This window comes from Kribbella sp. NPDC056951, from assembly GCF_042674205.1.
In the GTDB taxonomy this organism is placed as follows: domain Bacteria; phylum Actinomycetota; class Actinomycetes; order Propionibacteriales; family Kribbellaceae; genus Kribbella; species Kribbella yunnanensis.
This window is the reverse complement of record NZ_JBHUQZ010000001.1, coordinates 522,029-539,898: the sequence shown is the minus strand read 5'-3', so window position 1 is coordinate 539,898 and position 17,870 is coordinate 522,029. Positions and strand designations below refer to the sequence as shown.

General features: G+C 67.5%; 16 protein-coding genes and 1 pseudogene. 4 read left to right on the top strand and 13 right to left on the bottom strand.

Annotated features, from left to right (window positions below; genetic code table 11):
* Position 1 precedes the first annotated feature (1 nt).
* Positions 2–790 carry an ABC transporter ATP-binding protein gene (locus ACFTSF_RS02645; RefSeq protein WP_344148144.1) on the bottom strand — a complete coding sequence of 263 codons (789 nt, stop codon included), beginning with the start codon at positions 788–790 and terminating at the stop codon, positions 2–4.
* 16 nt (positions 791–806) lie between these two features.
* Complete coding sequence (locus tag ACFTSF_RS02640) at positions 807–1,673, bottom strand: ABC transporter permease (protein WP_344148141.1); 867 nt, start codon at positions 1,671–1,673, stop codon at positions 807–809.
* Between the two features lie 1,049 nt (positions 1,674–2,722).
* Between ACFTSF_RS02640 and ACFTSF_RS02635 the strand changes: the two genes are divergently transcribed.
* A complete protein-coding gene (locus tag ACFTSF_RS02635) occupies positions 2,723–3,712 on the top strand; it encodes a helix-turn-helix domain-containing protein (protein ID WP_344148138.1) in 990 nt (329 codons plus the stop codon).
* Here ACFTSF_RS02635 and ACFTSF_RS02630 read toward each other — a convergent pair.
* The 3 genes from ACFTSF_RS02630 to ACFTSF_RS02620 are packed head-to-tail and all read right to left on the bottom strand — an operon-like array spanning position 3,707 to position 7,834.
* Positions 3,707–5,410 (bottom strand): glycoside hydrolase domain-containing protein, encoded by a 1,704-nt coding sequence (locus ACFTSF_RS02630; protein WP_380152144.1) that lies wholly within the window; start codon positions 5,408–5,410, stop codon positions 3,707–3,709. The two genes, ACFTSF_RS02635 and ACFTSF_RS02630, sit on opposite strands and share 6 nt — an antisense overlap.
* A gap of 52 nt (positions 5,411–5,462) precedes the next feature.
* Entirely contained in the window at positions 5,463–6,569 is a 1,107-nt protein-coding gene (locus ACFTSF_RS02625) for an aspartate-semialdehyde dehydrogenase (RefSeq protein ID WP_380152143.1), read from the bottom strand.
* Complete coding sequence (locus ACFTSF_RS02620; protein WP_344148129.1) at positions 6,566–7,834, bottom strand: aspartate kinase; 1,269 nt, start codon at positions 7,832–7,834, stop codon at positions 6,566–6,568. The genes ACFTSF_RS02625 and ACFTSF_RS02620 overlap by 4 nt, the downstream gene beginning before the upstream one ends.
* Positions 7,835–8,067: 233 nt before the next feature.
* Here ACFTSF_RS02620 and ACFTSF_RS02615 point away from each other — a divergent pair, with 233 nt between their 5' ends.
* Positions 8,068–8,394, top strand: coding sequence for an ArsR/SmtB family transcription factor (locus tag ACFTSF_RS02615; RefSeq protein ID WP_380152142.1), 327 nt, complete (start codon positions 8,068–8,070; stop codon positions 8,392–8,394).
* A 57-nt stretch (positions 8,395–8,451) separates the two neighbouring features.
* Positions 8,452–9,048, top strand: coding sequence for a dihydrofolate reductase family protein (locus tag ACFTSF_RS02610; protein ID WP_380152141.1), 597 nt, complete (start codon positions 8,452–8,454; stop codon positions 9,046–9,048).
* Here the strand turns inward: ACFTSF_RS02610 and ACFTSF_RS02605 are convergent.
* Positions 8,934–10,142: an MFS transporter gene (locus tag ACFTSF_RS02605; protein ID WP_380152140.1), complete on the bottom strand. Its 1,209-nt coding sequence runs from the start codon at positions 10,140–10,142 to the stop codon at positions 8,934–8,936. The genes ACFTSF_RS02610 and ACFTSF_RS02605 overlap by 115 nt on opposite strands.
* An 86-nt stretch (positions 10,143–10,228) precedes the next feature.
* On the opposite strand from ACFTSF_RS02605, the gene dinB reads away from it, so the two are divergent.
* Entirely contained in the window at positions 10,229–11,422 is a 1,194-nt protein-coding gene (dinB, locus tag ACFTSF_RS02600) for a DNA polymerase IV (RefSeq protein ID WP_380152139.1), read from the top strand.
* Here the strand turns inward: dinB and ACFTSF_RS02595 are convergent.
* From ACFTSF_RS02595 to ACFTSF_RS02565, 7 genes and pseudogenes are all read right to left on the bottom strand, one after another.
* Positions 11,419–11,895, bottom strand: coding sequence for a GNAT family N-acetyltransferase (locus ACFTSF_RS02595; RefSeq protein ID WP_380152138.1), 477 nt, complete (start codon positions 11,893–11,895; stop codon positions 11,419–11,421). The genes dinB and ACFTSF_RS02595 overlap by 4 nt on opposite strands.
* Positions 11,892–12,542 carry a hypothetical protein gene (locus ACFTSF_RS02590; RefSeq protein ID WP_380152137.1) on the bottom strand — a complete coding sequence of 217 codons (651 nt, stop codon included), beginning with the start codon at positions 12,540–12,542 and terminating at the stop codon, positions 11,892–11,894. The genes ACFTSF_RS02595 and ACFTSF_RS02590 overlap by 4 nt, the downstream gene beginning before the upstream one ends.
* Positions 12,543–12,550: 8 nt before the next feature.
* Positions 12,551–13,195: a DUF5063 domain-containing protein gene (locus ACFTSF_RS02585; RefSeq protein WP_132175992.1), complete on the bottom strand. Its 645-nt coding sequence runs from the start codon at positions 13,193–13,195 to the stop codon at positions 12,551–12,553.
* Positions 13,188–13,787: a recombination mediator RecR gene (recR, locus tag ACFTSF_RS02580; RefSeq protein ID WP_344148108.1), complete on the bottom strand. Its 600-nt coding sequence runs from the start codon at positions 13,785–13,787 to the stop codon at positions 13,188–13,190. The genes ACFTSF_RS02585 and recR overlap by 8 nt, the downstream gene beginning before the upstream one ends.
* Position 13,788: 1 nt before the next feature.
* A complete protein-coding gene (locus ACFTSF_RS02575) occupies positions 13,789–14,208 on the bottom strand; it encodes a YbaB/EbfC family nucleoid-associated protein (RefSeq protein WP_380152136.1) in 420 nt (139 codons plus the stop codon).
* Between the two features lie 195 nt (positions 14,209–14,403).
* Positions 14,404–15,033, bottom strand: a complete 630-nt coding sequence (locus ACFTSF_RS02570) for a LysE family translocator (RefSeq protein WP_380152134.1) — start codon at positions 15,031–15,033, stop codon at positions 14,404–14,406.
* 552 nt (positions 15,034–15,585) lie between these two features.
* Positions 15,586–17,841 (bottom strand): annotated as a pseudogene (locus tag ACFTSF_RS02565) (DNA polymerase III subunit gamma and tau); the annotation flags it as partial.
* Between the last annotated feature and the right edge of the window lie 29 nt (positions 17,842–17,870).

Here is a 17,870-nt window from a genome sequence, read left to right as displayed (position 1 = left end):
GTCAGAGGTCCTCGAGCGAAACTGCCTCGGCGGCGCCGACCTTGAGGAAGTGGGTGTACGCGTCGATGACCTCCTTGGGCTCGCCGCGCATCATCACCTTGCCCTTGTCGATCCAGATGCAGTCGTTGCACAGCTCGCGGACACTGCTCATCGCGTGGCTGACCAGGAACATCGTCCGGCTGTTGGTGACGAGCTCCTTCATCTTGTCGGCGGCCTTGGTCTTGAACTTGGCGTCACCGGCCGACAGGGCCTCGTCGATCAGCAGGATGTCCGGGTCCATGTGCACGGCGACCGCGAAGGCGACCCGGGCGAACATGCCGGACGAGTACGTCCGCATCGGCATTTCCATGAAGCCTTCACCGAGCTCGGCGAAGGCCTCGATCTCCTCGTACCGCTCCTGCACCTGCTTGCGGGTCAGGCCGGCCGCGAGACCACCGAGGACGACGTTCTCCTTGCCGGACAGCTGGGCGTTGAAGCCCACGCCCAGCGACAGCAGCGTGCTGACCCGGCCGTGCACCTCGATCCGGCCCGAGGTCGGCGGCAGGATGCCGGCGATCGCCCGCATCAGCGTCGACTTGCCGGCGCCGTTGGCGCCGATGATGCCGATCGTGCTGCCGTGCGGCACATCGAAGGACACGTTCTGGACGGCCTTGACCTCGCGGACCGCACGCTCGCCACGGCCGAACCGGACGATCGCGCTCTTGAAGGTCGGCACCCGCTCGAACGTGGTCCGGTAGGTGATGGAGACGTCCTGGACCTTGACGGCCGGACTTGAGTCGACGTTTGACATGGTCTTCTTCTCGGCCTCAGAGACGGACAGCGAACTCACGCTCCCTCGACATGAAGAACAGCGAACCGACCAGCAGCGCGGCCACCGCCCACGCCACGCCGCCGATCCACAGTTCGGCGTCCGGCATCTTGGCGCGGACCAGCAGGTCGGTCCAGCCGCCGAGGAGGGAGTAGAGCGGGTTGTACTGGATGAAGTCCTGGAACTTCGCCGGCGCCTTCTCGGCGAACCACAGCACGGGCGACAGGTACAGCCAGATCCGCATGAAGTACGGCAGGAAGCTGGACGTGTCGCGGAAGTACACCTGCACGGCCGCGAAGATCATGCTCATCCCGGCCGCGAACATCGTCAGCAGGATCAGGAAGACCGGGGCCAGCAGCATCACCCAGTGCAACGGCTGCCGGGTGAGCAGGTGGATGGCGGCGTACACACCCATCGTCGGCAGGAAGCGGAAGAAGGCCGTCCGCAGCGCCGACAGCGGGAGCAGCATCCGCGGGAAGGCCATGTTCATCAGCAACTTGCCGCCGCCGACCACACTTCCGGCGCCGGTCGTGACCGCGCCCTGGAAGTAGTAGAAGGCGAACAGGCCACCGCACATATGCGCGAAGATCGCGCCGGAGTCCTGACGGGCGGCACCGCCCGCGATGATGTCGGTGAGTAGGTAGTACACCCCGGCGAGCAGCAACGGGTTGATGACCAACCAGATCTGCCCGAAGAAGGTGTTGGTGTTGGCCGCACGGATACCGGTGCGCGACATCTCCGCCGCGAACACGCGGCGTTCCCAGAGTGCTTTGAAGTACGGGCGCAAGGGCGGCAGACCGGCCTTGTGCGGTTCGTACACATGCACCGACGGGTTGAATGCCTCGTCGACGCTAGTCGCGTTCATTCAGGCGACGCCTCTCTCTGCCATGAAAGTCCTGTCCACGTTCAGCCGCTGGTGTTCGTTTGACCGGGCCACGCAGACCGGGAAGAGAGTAGCGGATCGGCTCCGGCGCCGATGACACAACGGTCCTCCAGTGTGAGCAACGACGTACGCACGGCTACCGGCGTCGCGCCCCGATCGAACCGGCCACCGGCGCTCCGGTCGGCTTCGATCGTTATCCGGAATATACATTTGACGGCTCGCAGGCACCAAAACGCCTTCCAGCGCATGGAAATGACACAGCGCCGATGCTCGTCAGCAGCTGCCGCGAACACCAGTGAACAAGGTCAAATCCCGGTCAATTCACCAGTACGACGTACGGGGCGACCCTGAAGTTCGCGATACCGCCTACGGGCGGGGTCCCAGGGGTGCCTTGTGGCCGGGGCGAGCCGCGCGGTGGACGTCGTGTCCCCGCATCCCCATGGACAGCCTCACCATCCACGGAGCACCGCTCAGCACCACCTGGGACCTCACACGGGGCACGATGACCAGGGCGGCGGTCATCGCGCCAGAGGCCGCACAGGAAGGCGGTACCGTCGAACGACGGGCACCGGGGACGGCAGAACCGAGACGGACGGCAGCGCGGGCTGGGTGGCGCGGCACCGGTCGCATCGGGCTCTCCTTCTCATCGGCCTCACGATGGAGATGCACAGTTTGTACACCCTCCAACACGGCCGGTGATGGCACGGGAGTGCGAGGGCACCGATACGCCGGGATCGAGACCCAACCGAAACGGGCTCCGCTGACGGAACAGCGAACAACCGCCAGAATTGGAACAGCAGCCCGGCGGCGCTCAGGTGGTCCGTCGCCGGGCTGCTGGACCTCAATTCTCGCTCACAACTGCGCGGAAATGGTGGCCGGATGGTGACACGGCACAAGAATGCTGACAGAACAACAAAGATCGCTGCCTGCATTCACCAGGACACGGACAGTGCGGATCGCGCTGGAGTGCCCGACCTAGGCTGGAGAGGCGGTAGCGGACGGTGACGGCTTTCGGAAGGGAGGGACGAGTCGTGAGCAGCACGGACACGGAGCGTGCCGATCATTTGCGCGTGCTCGGATTGACCGACGACCAGATCAAGGTCTACCAGCATCTGCTGCGGATCGGGCCCTCGTCGATCACCGAGCTGGACGACGGCGTCCCCGACCGGTCGGCGGCGATCGACACCGTGCTCGGCGGGCTGGTCCAGGCGGGCCTGGCACGCCGGTCCGGGTCCGACCACTCACGCTTCCTGCCAGTGCCTCCGGACGCCGGTCTGGAGGCGATGACGCTACGCCGGGAGTCCGAGCTCAAACAGGCCCGGATCGAGGTCCTGAACGCGTACGACGAGTTCCGCCGTACCGTGCACAACGAGTCGACCACGCATTTGATCGAGGTCGTCACCGGCAGCGCGATCGTCGAGCGGATCCACCAGATCAAGGGCAGTGCGCAGCGCGAGATCCTCGCGATCGACTCCCCGCCGTACTACATCGGCGGACCGAACCAGGAGGAGATCGAGCAGCTCAGCCGCGGTGTCGCCTACCGGGTCGTGTACTCACCGGAGTCGGTCGAGGTGCCCGGATACCTGACCGAGAACATCCTGCCTTGTGTCGAAGCCGGCGAGCAGGCGCGCGTACTGCCCGACGTACCGGCCAAGCTGACCATCATCGACGGCTCGATGGCGTTCGTGTCGATGTCGGTGCGCGACACCGACGTGAACCGATCATTGCTGATCATCCGGCCGAGCAGCCTGCTGACCGCGCTGATCGGGATGTTCGAGCTGTGCTGGCGCAATGCGCTGCCACTGCACGCCTCGGTGGGCACGGAGGACGACCGGCTGGAGCCGATCGAGCGTCGGCTGCTTGCCTTGCTTGCAACCGGCGCTGCGGACGACACCATCGCTCGTACGCTCGGGATCAGCCGTCGGACGTTCTTCCGCTACCTGGAGAGGCTGATGAACCGCACCGGCGCCAGCACCCGCTTCCAGCTCGCCCTGCACGCCGCGCGGGAGAACTGGCTATGACTTCGAGAGGGCCAAGGCAAGTTTGAGACGGGCTCGTTCGTAGTCGTTGCCCTGCTGGGGAAACGAGACGCGCGGGCCGGCCTCGTCGAGGACGGCAGGGACGATCTGCTCGACCGTCCGATCGACGAGGTCGCCCAGACCGCGTTCGCGCGCCATCGTCAGGTACAGGTGGTCCTGGATGCCCCGGCGGAAGTTGGCGAGCTGGATCGTCGAGATCGGCCCGGCGATACCCCGGTTCTGGTCGGGGTAGATAAGGTCCTCCCCCGGGTACATCAGGACGCCGTCGCCGTTGGCCCACCAGCCACGCTTGTTGTGGAACGTGACCGGGTCGCCCCAGACGTTCTGGTTCCGCTCGCGCCCTGGCAGAACCTGGCGGTTGTGCCGCCAGTGGTTGGTGTGCCAGTAGAAGTACGTCGGTACGTCGTGCTTGAACGCCGCCCAGATTGTGGCGCGCGGATCGGTGGCCGGCGATTCGATGACCACCGAGCCGATATTCGGCCGCTGACCGTTGTAGAACCACATGTCCCGGCCCTGCTTGCGCAGTACGTCGGCGGTCTTCGAGTCGTACAGATCGGCAACCGTCGCCCAGATATCGATCGAGTCACCCAGACCGGCGTCGTACGCGTGGGTGACGAAGATCGGCAGCGGCGCGCCTGACTCCCGCACGGCTGCGGACAACGAGCGGATGTACGCGAACTCTTCGGACCCGGGCTCGTCGGGCATGTAGAGGAAGGTCTTCTTCCCCGGCAGATTGTGCGCCAGCCAATCGGTCCACAGTGGCGCGTTGGCCTTCGCCTTCTCGGGAGTGTCGAAGTCAGGCTCAGGGCCGTAGAAAGTGCGCGTGACCAGGCTGTTCCCAACGCCCTCGCCAGGGCCTTCGTACCCGTTCGCCTTGGTGAAATCCGCGCCGGTGAACCGTGATCGGGCGGCACTGGCCTTCGCGATGTCGTAGCCGTCCACGAACTCGACCCGATGGCGATGCGCGAACCGATGGAACACGGGATCGAGATTGCGCCCGTACCGCAGTTCGACCTGTGAACCCTCGTAGTAGAACATCGCGTCGATGCTGTTCTGATCGGGCAGCGTGAACGCAAAGACCGTCAGCTCGACCGGCACCACCCGGACCTGATGATCAGCGCGCACCTCGATCTGCCCGCGATAGATCCCCGCCGGCGCATGCCGCGGAATGTAGATGTCGAACCAGAAAGCCTGGTTGGCAAGCGCCCGTACGGCGAGCGGAAACCCACCCTGCGCCGCATTCTCCGGGACCAGCTGAACCGGCTTGTCTCCAAGGACATCCGGCGGTTCGGCCAGCGAATCACGCAGGTAGATCCAGTCCGCGTTGGACTTCTCGCGAATACTCATACAACGCTCGGAGAACACCTGGATCTGCCGACCAACGGTGTCTGTCGGATCCGCAGCCGGCGGCGCGTACCGAATCACCCCCGGCCCACCCACCTGCCGCAGTACAGGCAACCGAACCGACAACGCACCGATGCCGCCAGCCCCAGCCTCCGCCACCAACTGGAACGCAACCACCTCATTGCGCGCCCCGAAAACGCGCGCGGTATGGCCGTCCCAAGCGCTGTTGCGTTGCTTGTTCGGATTAGCGAGGTCGTCGGCTTCGATCTTCTCGCCGTCGTTCACTGCCCACACGGCCGCCAGCGGTTCGGCGGCCGGTTTCACGACCAAGGGCACCGCGACCGACAGACTCCCTGCCAGTAGCGATCGGCGCGACAGCTGCACCTTCTCAGCCCTTCGCCGGGGCGAACTCCTTTGCGACGACCTCGGCGATCTGGGCGGTGTTCAGGGCGGCACCCTTGCGCAGGTTGTCGCCGCAGACGAACAGCTCCAGGGCGTTCGGGTCGTCGAGGGACTTGCGCACGCGGCCGACCCAGGTCGGGTCGGTGCCGACGACATCGGCCGGGGTCGGGAACTCACCCTCGGCCGGGTTGTCGAACAGCAGCACGCCCGGGGCATCGCGCAGCACCTCGCGGGCCTCGTCGGCGTCGACCTCGTGGGCGAACCGTGCGTGGACCGACAACGAGTGCGTGGTGACGACCGGGACGCGGACACAGGTCGCGGAGACCTTCAGGTCCGGCAGGCCGAGGATCTTGCGGGACTCGTTGCGGACCTTGAGCTCCTCCGAGCTCCAGCCGCCGTCCCGGAGCGACCCGGCCCACGGTACGACGTTCAGCGCCAAGGGCGCGGGGAACGGGCCGAGGGCGTTACCCACAACCCGCCGTACGTCGCCTGGTGTCGTCCCGAGCTCGCGGTTGCCGGCCACCTTGGTGAGCTGGTCGTAGAGGGCGTCGATGCCGTCCTGACCGGCGCCTGAGGCCGCCTGGTACGACGCGACCACCAGCTGCTCGAGCTCGTAGCGGTGGTGCAGTGCACCCATCGCCACGATCATCGACAGCGTCGTGCAGTTCGGGTTCGAGATGATGCCCTTCGGCCGGTTGCGGGCCGCTTCGGCGTTCACCTCGGGGACCACCAGCGGAACGTCCGGATCCATCCGGAAGGCGCCCGAGTTGTCCACCACGACGGCACCGGCCGCGGCCGCGATCGGCGCCCAGTGCGCCGACACCTCATCCGGTACGTCGAACATCGCGACGTCGATGCCCTCGAAGGCGGCCTCGCTGATCGCGACCACCTCGACTTCTTCGCCGCGGACCAGCAGCTGCTTCCCCGCGGAGCGCTCGGAGGCGATCAGCCGGATCTCACCCCAGACGTTCTCCCGGGTCGAGAGCAGGGCCAGCATCACCGTGCCGACGGCGCCGGTCGCGCCGACCACCGCCAGTGATGGCAGACCTGTCCGGTCGTCGATCGTGTTCTCCACAGCGCTCACAGGGGTCACCGTCCAGTTCCTCCGTACACGACAGCCTGGGTGTGCTCGTCGTCCAGATCGAATGCGGTGTGCGCCGCGGTCACGGCAGCATCCACCAGATTCTCGTCCACCACCACCGAGATCCGGATCTCCGAGGTGGAGATCATCTCGATGTTCACGCCGGCGTCGGCGAGCGCGGAGAAGAACTTCGCGGAAACGCCCGGGTGCGAACGCATGCCGACCCCGACCACCGAGACCTTGCCGATCTGGTCGTCGTACAGCAGCTGCTCGTAGCCGACCTCGTCCTTCATCCGGGCCAGCGCGGACATCGCCCGGGACCCGTCGACGCGAGGCAGCGTGAAGGAGATGTCGGTCCGGTTGGTCGCGACCGCCGACACGTTCTGCACGATCATGTCGATGTTGGTCTCGGCACCGGCGACGGTCTGGAAGATCCGGGCCGCCTCACCCGGCTTGTCCGGTACACCGACCACGGTGATCTTGGCCTCGTTGCGGTCCTGGACCACGCCGGAGATGATCGCCTGTTCCATCTGTTCGAGTTCCTTCGCATCGACAACCCAGGTGCCTTCCTTCTGCGAGAAGGAGGAACGCACATGAACGGGGACGTTGTAACGCCGCGCGTACTCCACGCAGCGCAGGTGCAGCACCTTGGCGCCACAGGCGGCCATCTCGAGCATCTCCTCGTAGGAGATCTTCGGGATGTGCTTCGCGGCCGGCACGATCCGCGGGTCCGCGGTGAAGATGCCGTCGACGTCGGTGTAGATCTCGCAGTAGTCGGCCTCCAGCGCGGCGGCCAGCGCGACCGCGGTGGTGTCGGAGGCGCCCCGGCCCATCGTGGTGATGTCCTTGGTGTCCTGCGCCACCCCCTGGAACCCGGCCACGATCGCGACATGTCCCTCGGCCAGCGCCTCTTCCAGGCGGCCCGGGGTGATGTCGATGATCCGCGCGTTCCCGTGCGCGGACGTGGTGATCACGCCGGCCTGGGAGCCGGTGAAACTGCGCGCCTCGTAGCCGAGGTTCGCGATCGCCATCGCCAGCAGGGCGGCCGAGATCCGCTCACCCGAGGTGAGCAGCATGTCGAGCTCGCGCGGCGGCGGCAGCGGAGAGACCTGTTTGGCCAGGTCCATCAGCTCGTCGGTGGTGTCACCCATGGCCGAGATGACGACGACCACGTCGTTGCCGGCCTTCTTCGTAGCGACGATCCTCTGGGCCACACGCTTGATGCAATCGGCGTCGGCGACCGAAGAACCGCCGTACTTGTGCACGACGCGTCCCACAGCTGTGTCTCCTCAAAACCACTGGTTGCGGTACGCCGTGCGGCACTGCACCAGGCGTAGTCTCGGGGCTCATTCTAGCCGTGACCTCGTCGTTGCCTACCGGCCGACCAGACCTCGGGCGGATGCTGCGGGGAATCGCCGGGGCGCCGGGAGGTTCGCCCGTGCCGGCCCGGCCGAGCCGGAAGGCCTCCGGCGGAGTGGACCACTTGTTCATATAAGTCATCACTGAAACAATGGCCGGCGTGCACGCGTTCGACATCCTCGGCGACCCGGTCCGGCGCCGGATCCTGGAGCTGCTGGCCGACGGCGAACTGCCGGCCGGCAGCATCGCCGCGACGATCAACGCGGAATTCGGCATCAGTCAACCGGCCGTTTCGCAACATCTGCGCGTCCTCCGCGACAACGGGTTCGCCACGGTTACCGTGGCCGGGACGCGTCGCCTGTACGCCGTCGCCCCGGAACCCTTGCGCGAGATCGACGGGTGGCTGGACCGGTACCGGAAGTTCTGGGACAACCGGCTGGACGCCCTGGAGACCGAGATTCACCGCGGCCGCCGCTGAGCCGCAACCTTCCGCCCACTCCCTGCATCGAGGTTGTAGACGACCAAGGAGACGCGGATGCGAGCGATCATTGCCAACCTGTGCATGTCGGAAGACGGGATCGTGGACCGGCCGGAGCGCTGGCTGCCAGCACCGGCACTCGGCAGTGTGATCGACGAACTGGCTGCAGGCGCGAACACCGTGCTGCTCGGCCGCCGTACCTATGAGCAGTACGCCGGATCGGTCGCGGGACTGCGGTCCGTCCGCAAGCTCGTGCTCGCGTCGACCCCGGTGGCGTACCAGCCGCACAGCGAAGTCCTGAAGGGCGATCCGCGCCGAGTGCTCGCCGCCCTCAAGCAGGTGCCCGGCCCGGACCTGCATGTGATCGGGAGCCTTGGTCTGATCCGCTCATTGCTGCGGTGGCGGCTGCTGGACGATGTGACGTTGCAGATCCACCCGGTGCGCGCCGGACAGGGCACTGCGCTGGACCGGCGCTCCTTCAAGCTCGTCTCTTTGTGCGCTGGGCTTTCCGGCACTCTCGAGGCGGGCTACAAGGTGCACTACGCGGCGACCGGAGCACTCTCGAGTGTGGACTCGGCCGGGCGATGGGGCGGCACCCGCAGTACGGCGAGTGTGCCGAGCACTCCGAGGACCGCCATCAGGGCCCACGCGTAACGAACGCCGAAGGTCTCGACCACCACACCACCAATGGCCGAACCGGCCGCAGAGCCGAGCATCCCGCCGCTGAGCACCCAGCCGAACATCTCGGTCCGGGCAGCGGCCGGGGTGATCGCGCCGAGCCGCTCGTAGAGCGCACCGACTGTCGGCGCGATCAGACAGCCGGACGCGAACAGTCCGATCGCCAGGGCGACCACTGAAGCGGTCGCAAAGAAACAGCCGGCGATGAGCACGGTGAAGACCAGCATCCGCTTCCAGACGTAGGAGTCGCGGCCACCCGGTAGCGCTCCGCCGACGAGCCCACCGATCAGACTGCCGAGCGCGGCCACGGTCTCGAGGATGCCCGCGATCAGCCGGTTCCCGTGCTCATCCGCGAAGGCGACGATGCCGAGCGACATCGCGGCGAAGCCCGTCACCATGCAGGCGAACGCGAGCACCAACGGCAGCCGGTGGCGATGCAGCAGCAGTTGTTTGGCAGTGGGCCGCTCAGTGTCCGCCGGGAGACTGGTAGACGTGGACTGCTGCTTCAGCCCGAACCACCAGATCGCCGCGGCAGCCAGCACCGCACAGGACAGCAGACCGGCTCGCGGGCTGGCGATGCTGACGATGACCGCACCGAGCATTGGTCCCACGACGAACAGCAGCTCGGTGGCCGACGCGTCGAGGGCGTAGAGCACTCGGAGCCGACCGCCTTGCGCCAACCGCGGCCAGGCGGCCCGGGAGGTCGAGGCGACCGGGGCGACGCACAGACCAGCCAGAGCGGCAGCCACCGGCAGCACGCGGTACCAGCTGTACGGCAGCACCGCCGTCACGGCCATCATCAGCGCCCACGCCATCCCGGTGACGATCACGACCCGGCGCGCGCCCCGACGGTCCGCCATCCGGGCCCAGACGACGCTGGCGACCGCCGTACCGATGGAGTAGGCACCTGCGACCACACCGGCCCAGCCGAAGTTCCCAGAGGCGTCCTTGGCCAGGAACGCGAGCGGGACCATCGTCGCCATCACCGGCATCCGGGCAGTCAGCGCTGCCGCGAGCAGCGTCATCACACCAGGGGTTCGCCAGAGATCGCGGTACGCCGTCAGGTCCATGAGGACGATTCTGTCCTGACAAAGTCGTGCGGCGCCTCGGGATTTCTCCCTATCTTGATCGCGTGAGAGTATGCGAACATATGTTCGTGGCGGCGGACACGGCGAAGATCCTGCATGCCGACCTGGACGCGTTCTACGCATCGGTCGAGCAGCGGGACGACCCGCGCCTGCGCGGCCGCCCGGTGATCGTCGGCGCCGGGGTCGTGCTCGCCTGCAGCTACGAGGCCAAGGCGCTCGGCGTGCGGACGGCGATGAACGGCGGCCAGGCCCGGCAGCGCTGCCCGCAGGCGATCGTGGTCGAGCCGCGCATGTCGGCGTACCTGGAGGCCAGCCGGGCGGTCTTCAAGGTGTTCGAAGACACCACGCCGCTGGTCGAAGGACTGTCGATCGACGAAGCATTCCTCGACGTCGGCGGCCTCGCCAAGATCTCCGGTACACCGGTCGAGATCGCGCGCCGATTGCGTGCCGACGTACTGGCACGGGTCGGGCTGCCGATCACGGTCGGGGTCGCGCGGACGAAGTTCCTGGCGAAGGTGGCGAGTGGGATCGCCAAACCGGATGGGCTGCTCGAGGTGCCCCCGGCGTACGAGCTGGAATTCCTGCATCCGTTGGACGTTTCGCGATTGTGGGGCGTCGGCGAGGTGACCGCGGAGAAGCTGCGGACCCGCGGCCTGACCAAGGTCGGCGACGTCGCCCAACTACCCGAGGCCGCACTGGTCGCCATGCTCGGCCGAGCCTCCGGACGCCACTTACACGCACTCGCTCACAACCGCGACCCCCGACCGATCGAGGTCGGCAAACGCCGGCGATCCATAGGCTCACAACGCGCCCTCGGCCGCTCCCCGAAATCCCCGGCAACCCTCGACGCCATCCTGGCCGGCCTCGTCGACCGCATCACCCGCCGCATGCGCTCAGCCGGCCGCTCCGGCCGCACCGTCACCCTCCGCCTCCGCTTCGACAACTTCACCCGCGCCACCCGCTCCCACACGTTGCCCCAAGCAACAGACCAGACCCGAGCCGTCCTCATCACCGCCCGCGCCCTCCTAGCCGCCGCCCAACCCCTCATCACCACCCAAGGCCTCACCATGATCGGCATCTCAGTAGGCAACCTGGAAAACGAAGCCGCCCTCCAACTAGCCCTCCCCTTCGACAAAGCCGCCAACAACGAACTGGACGCAGCCCTCGACCAGGTCAAAGACAAATTCGGCACCAACGCCATCACCCGAGGCATCCTCCTAGGCCGAGACCAAGGCCTAACCGTCCCCATGCTCCCGGACTAGAAGACGAGCTCCAGCGTCAGCTCATCCCGCAACGGAATCCCGTAGTCGCCGACCAGCGGGATCGTGGGTTTCAGCTTGCGCGACTCGTCAACCGCTCCGCTCGCAACCGCGACCAACCGCAGTCCGCGACGCTGGTAGAACCGCAGCGCATCGACATTGTCGTTCGTGGTGACGAGCCACAACCGCCTGGCGCCGGACTCCCGCGCAATCTCGGTCGCTGCTTGGAGCAACGCCGTACCGACTCCGGTTTGTCGTTCGGCTGCATGCAGGGTGACGACCTCGAAGTCCTCGCCTTGTACGTCGTACGTGAGCAGGCCGTCGATTTCGCCGTCGCGCTCGACGATGAGGCCCGGCAGAGTTGTTGCGTCGAAGGTGGTGCCGTGGACGACGACCGTCGTACCGCTGCCGGCCACGGCGAGGAATTGCGAGACCGCTCGCTGGTCGTCCGGACCGATCGCGCGAACCGCGGTCATGAGCGGGGGTAGCCGATTTCGGCTATTCCTTCGGCGAGGTCGGGGAGGCGGCGTTCGCGGTTCAGGGAGGTTACGACGTACTCGGTGAGTGGCATCAGGGCGTAGATGTGGCGGATGGGCTCGATGTCGAGTTCGACGCCGAAGTAGTCCTCGGCGAAGGACAGGTACGCCTCCGGGCGACCGTCCGCGAGGAGCTCGAACAGGTAGTCGGCCCCATCGCGGTTCACCTCCACCGGGCCGGTTCGCCAGGCGTCGTCGGTGGTGGTTCGCCAGAAGCAGACGGTCGCGCGCGGGACACCCTCATCGCAGAACGCCGGTTCGTCGCGTGCCGCGTGGAAGACCTCCGGGACGCCGTCCAGCAGTCCCGGCCAGACCTTCCTGCCGTTCGCGTACGGCGACATCGGCGACTCGTGGTCGAACCCGTACGCGAACGCACCATCAGGCGAGAACACGATCGAGTACTCGTTCCCCGAACCGTCCCGCATCAACGCGGTTTCCTCGGTCTCCGACCAGCGGGCGTCGAACGCGAAGAACGGCAGGATGTCGTCGTCGCCGCCGAGCACCAGATCGAGGACCGCGAGCGCGCGACTGACCCGGCGGACCGCTCCGATATCGGGCAGTCGCCGGATCACCTCATAGACCGACACCGCGCGGACTACCGGCGCTGGACGGCTTCCTCGGCGACCTCGACCAGCTCGCGGTCGGTGGCCTCGGTCTCCGGGTCGTGGGCCGGCTCCAGCCGGTCGTGCGCGATCAGCGACTGGATCGCCCGCAGTACGGCGCTCGCGGCCGCACCCCAGGTGGACACGTACGAGAACTGCCACCACCACAGCGCCTCGACGATCCGGCCCTCTTCGTAGTGCGCCAGGCCGTGCACGAGGTCGGTCGCGATCGCGGTCAGGTCGTCGGAGAGCCGGTTCACGGTGATCTCCGGCGGCGCGGCATACGGGTCGAAGACCTCGGCGTACTCGTCGAGGCCCTCGAACAGCACCGCCAGCCGGTCCCGCATCGCGTCCAGGTCCGGATCCGGGCCCGCGTCGGACTCGAAACGCTCCTCCGGGACGAAGTCCTCGAAGGCGCCCAGCCGGCCGCCGGCCAGCAGCAGCTGGCTGACCTCGAGCAGCAGGTACGGCAACGAGGCGAGTCCCTCGTCGACACCGTCCTCGTCCGGCTGCGCGGCGATGTCGCGCACCGAGATCAGGAAGCTCTGCACCTGGTCGGCGATCTGCTCCGCGAACTCGGTCAGGTCGTCCGAGCCGATGCTCAGCGTGCGCTCTGCCATATCGGTTGATTCAGTCATCGATCGATCGTCGCCCTTCAAACGCCCGTCCGAGTGTGACCTCGTCGGCGTACTCGAGGTCACCGCCTACTGGAAGTCCACTAGCCAATCGGGTCACGCGCAAGCCCATGGGCCGCAGCAACCGGCTCAGGTACGTCGCCGTCGCCTCGCCCTCGAGGTTCGGATCGGTGGCCAGGATGATCTCCATGACCTCGCCACCGGCCAGCCGCTGCAGCAGTTCCTTGATCCTCAGCTCGTCCGGCCCGATTCCCTCGATCGGCGAGATCGCCCCGCCGAGCACGTGGTAGCGGCCGCGGAACTCGCGGGTCCGCTCGATCGCGACCACGTCCTTGGCCTCTTCGACCACGCAGATCAGGCTCAGGTCGCGGCGCGGGTCCCGGCAGATCCGGCACTGCGGCTCCTCCGCGACATTGCCGCAGATCTCGCAGAACTTGACCTTCTCCTTCACCTGCACCAGCACGTGCGCGAGCCGCCGTACGTCGGTCTCGTCGGACGCCAGCAGGTGGAACGCGATCCGCTGGGCAGACTTCGGCCCTACGCCCGGCAACCGGCCGAGCTCGTCGATGAGGTCCTGAACGGCCCCCTCGTACACGTCAGACCGGGTTCTGGCCGGGCGGACCGGACGGCTTGGTGAAACCGATCCCGCCACCGGGCAGCTCAGGGCTCGGCACGTCACCGGCCGGGCCACCGAAACCGGGCAGGCCACCGGCCAGCGGGCCCATCGCCTGTGCGGCGGCGGCCTTCGCGTTCTCCGAGGCGTCCCGGACCGCGGCCACGATCAGATCGGCCAGCGTCTCGGTGTCGTCGGGGTCGACGGCTTCCTTCTTGATGTCGAGGCTGAGCAGCTCACCGGTGCCCGAGACCAGCGCGGTCACCAACCCACCACCGGCCGAGCCCGCGACCTCCTGGGTCTCCAGGTCGGCCTGCGCCTTCATCAGCTGGTCCTGCATGGCCTGAGCCTGCGCGAGCAGGTTGGACATGTCGAAACCACCAGCACCGCCACCGTCGAACACGCGATCTCCTCGTCGAGCCGCCACCGAATTCCCACCAACCCTAGCCGGTCACTCGGACAACCCCTCGATCCCCCGGAAACCGACCAGTCTCCCCAAGTTTTCCACAGGGCTGTGGACAGCTTCACCCACACCCCTGTGGAACGTGTGGAAACCTGCGCCGGTTACCCACAGACACTGTGGGTAACCGGTGGACAACTAGCGCTGCAGCGCCAACCGCGCACCGAGTCCGATGAACAATCCACCGGTGGTCGCATCGAGCCGCCGCCGGGCCTTCTCCCGGGTCCGCAGCCAGCCGCCGATCCGCCCAGCGGTCACCCCGACCGCGCCGTCCACCAGGAACTCGAGCGCGACCAGCACCACCCCGAGGATCGCGAACTGCACCCACAGCGCGCCCCGCGACGGGTCGACGAACTGCGGCAGGAACGCCAGCGTGAACGTCACCATCTTCGGATTGATCAGGTTGGTCAGCAGACCCATCGAGTACGCCCGCCGACCGGACACACCGGCATTCTCCGCGTTCTCATCGAAGCCTTTGCCTCGTTTGCGGATCAACTGGATCCCCATGTACACCAGGTAGGCACCACCCACGATCCGCGTCACCGTGAACGCGGCCGGCACCGCGTGGAACAACGCGACCAGCCCAGCCGCCGCCAACGCCACATGAATGATCTCGCTGGTGGCGACTCCAGCCGTGGCCAGGATCCCGGCCCTGGCGCCGCCGCGGATCCCACAACCCAGCACGAACAACATGTCCGGCCCCGGCACCACCATCGCCAGCAACGTCGTCAGAACGAACGCAACAAAGACCTGCTCATCGATAGGCACCCCTCGATCGTCACACGACGGGGTGCATTCTCACCTGGTCCCGTTGGTTTCTTCCAAGATGATCTCGGCCCCGAGCGTGTCCCGCAGCAGATCCGTGTGCGACCGCGAGTCCTCCTCGAGCACCACATCGTCCTCACCGATCGCGTCCGCCTCTTCCTCCGGCGTCAACGCCTTCGCCTCGACGACAGGCGCGGCCGCACTACGCCGAGCCTGCTCAGCCGCCACCGCAGCCTCAGCCGCCCGCCGCTTACTAGCAGCCTGCTGCCCCCGATCCCCATCGCCGCCAGCCGCTGCTTCCGCCGGCGCCGTCGGCGCTGCCGGGGCCTTTACTGCCGGTGTGCTCTGCTCCCACGCCTCAGGCTCCGGTACGTCGTACTCCGGGTCCGGCGGCGGCTCCTGCAAAGCCACAGCCCCCGCCTCGTCCCCCCAACTCCCCGACCGAGCAGCACCAGCTCCCGCCCCAGCACTTCCACTCTTGGCAACGACTGCCGCGGGGGTCGACGAGACACCGCCTCCCCCAACCGACCCGCCACCAGCCGAATCGCCGCTCCGCACTCCACCTGCGGCACCCACACCACCGCCCGCAGCGCCAGCACCACCACCTGCGGCACCGGCAGCACCGGCACCACCGCCCACGGCACCTGCTCCGCCGCCCGCCCCGGAGTCACCGCTAGCTCCCGGACCTCCATCCGCAGGGCCAGTGGGTCCACCTGCCGGCGTACCGGCTCCCCCACTCACCGCGGCACTCGATCCACCAGGCGCCGGCGAACTTGCCCCACCCTGCGGCCCACCACCCCGCGGCGCAGCAACCCCGCCACCACCCGCACCCGGATCAGCGGACGGATCAACCACAGCCTCGATCCGCCGGTTCAACCCGATCGTGTCGATCATGGCTTCCCGCAGAATCTCGTCACTCCCGGACCGCGCAAAACTCTCCCGCGCCCCGGCATTAACCATCCCCAGCGTCAACGTCTGGTCATCAACCGCAATAACCTGCGAATTCTGGCTCAGCATGATCCAAGCGAACCGCCGCTTAGCCTTAACAGCCTCCAAAACCTGAGGCCACAACCGCCGAACATCCGCCAACCCCACAGCCCCCACCGACGCCCCCCCAGCAGCAGAAGCCGCCGCAGACGCAGGCGCAGGAGGCGCAGCAGCCTGCGAGCTCACACCCCCCGACTCATCCCCCCACGCCCCTTGCCGCCCACCACCAGCGCTCGAACCAGCACCCGCAGCGCCCGCGGCACCTGCTCCGCCGCCCGCACCGCCCGGCACTCCGCCTGCGGCATTTGCTCCACCGCTCACGCCACCGGGCACTCCACCCGCGGCGTCAGCCGCACGGCCCGCGTCGCCCCCGGCACCAGTTCCTGCGCCCGCCCCACTCACAGAACTTCCGGCGGCAGCGGCGTGAGGTGGCACGGCGCCACCCGCCGCATCGCCGCCGGCGGGACCACCGGCTACCTGACCACGGTCAGGTGCGACAGCGCCCGCCGTACCAGAGCTTGCCTGCACAGGCGCGCTCTGAGCCGCGCCACCATCAGCTCCTCCACCAGCGGCGGCTCGGGCAGCTGCTCGGCTGGAGGCGGCGTCGGGGGCGGGCTCGGATGCGACATACCCACCGTCCGCCGCAGCGGGAACACCCATGGACAGCCGGCGCTCCATGCGATCGAGCCGCGCCTGAATCCCATTCGTGGAATCATCCGCCCCCGGCAACAGCACCTTCGCGCAGATCAGCTCGAGCTGCAGCCGCGGCGCCGTTGCACCACGCATCTCCAACAAGCCAGCAGCAACAATGTCCGCAGCCCGCGTCAGCTCAGCAGAACCAATCCCCGCCGCCTGAGTCTGCAGCCGCTCACCCTGGTCCTCAGCAGCCTCGATCAGCCCGGACACCACCGCATTAGGCACCGCGGACAGCACGACGAGATCCCGCAACCGCCGCAGCAGGTCCTCCGCGAACCGCTTCGGGTCCTGCCCGGTCTCGATCACCTTCTCGACCGTCTCGAACACAGCCTTGCTGTCGTGCGCCGCAAACCCATCCACACACGCATCGAGCAGTGAATCCGGCGTGAACCCGAGCAGCGCAACCGCCAGCTCATACGTCACCCCGGCCGGCCCCGCCCCACCGATTAACTGGTCGAGCACACTCAGCGAGTCACGCACCGACCCAGCACCCGCGCGCACCACCAACGGCAGCGCGGCCGGCTCAATCGCAACACCCTCGGCCTCGCACAGCGTCGCCATGTAGTCGCCGAGCACCTTCGGCGGCACCAGCCGGAACGGATAATGGTGCGTCCGGGACCGGATCGTCCCGATGACCTTGTCAGGCTCAGTGGTAGCGAAGATGAACTTCAAATGCGGCGGCGGCTCCTCGACCAGCTTCAGCAGGGCGTTGAAGCCCTGCGTGGTCACCATGTGCGCCTCGTCGATGATGTAGATCTTGTAGCGGCTCTCGACCGGCGCGAAGAACGCCCGCTCCCGCAGGTCCCGCGCGTCGTCGACACCACCGTGCGACGCGGCGTCGATCTCGATCACGTCGATACTGCCCGGCCCACCGCGAGCCAGGTCGGTACACGACTTGCAGACCCCGCACGGCTCGGCGATCGGGCCCTTCTCGCAGTTGATCGCCCGGGCCAGGATCCGGGCGCTGGTGGTCTTGCCACACCCGCGCGGCCCGGAGAACAGATAGGCGTGATTCACCCGGTTGTTGCTCAGCGCGTTCCGCAGCGGCGCGGTGACGTGATCCTGGCCGATGACCTCGGCGAACGTCTCCGGGCGATACCGGCGGTACAACGCAAGGGGTGCTTCCACGCCGCAACCCTAGCGCCGCCCGCCGACAA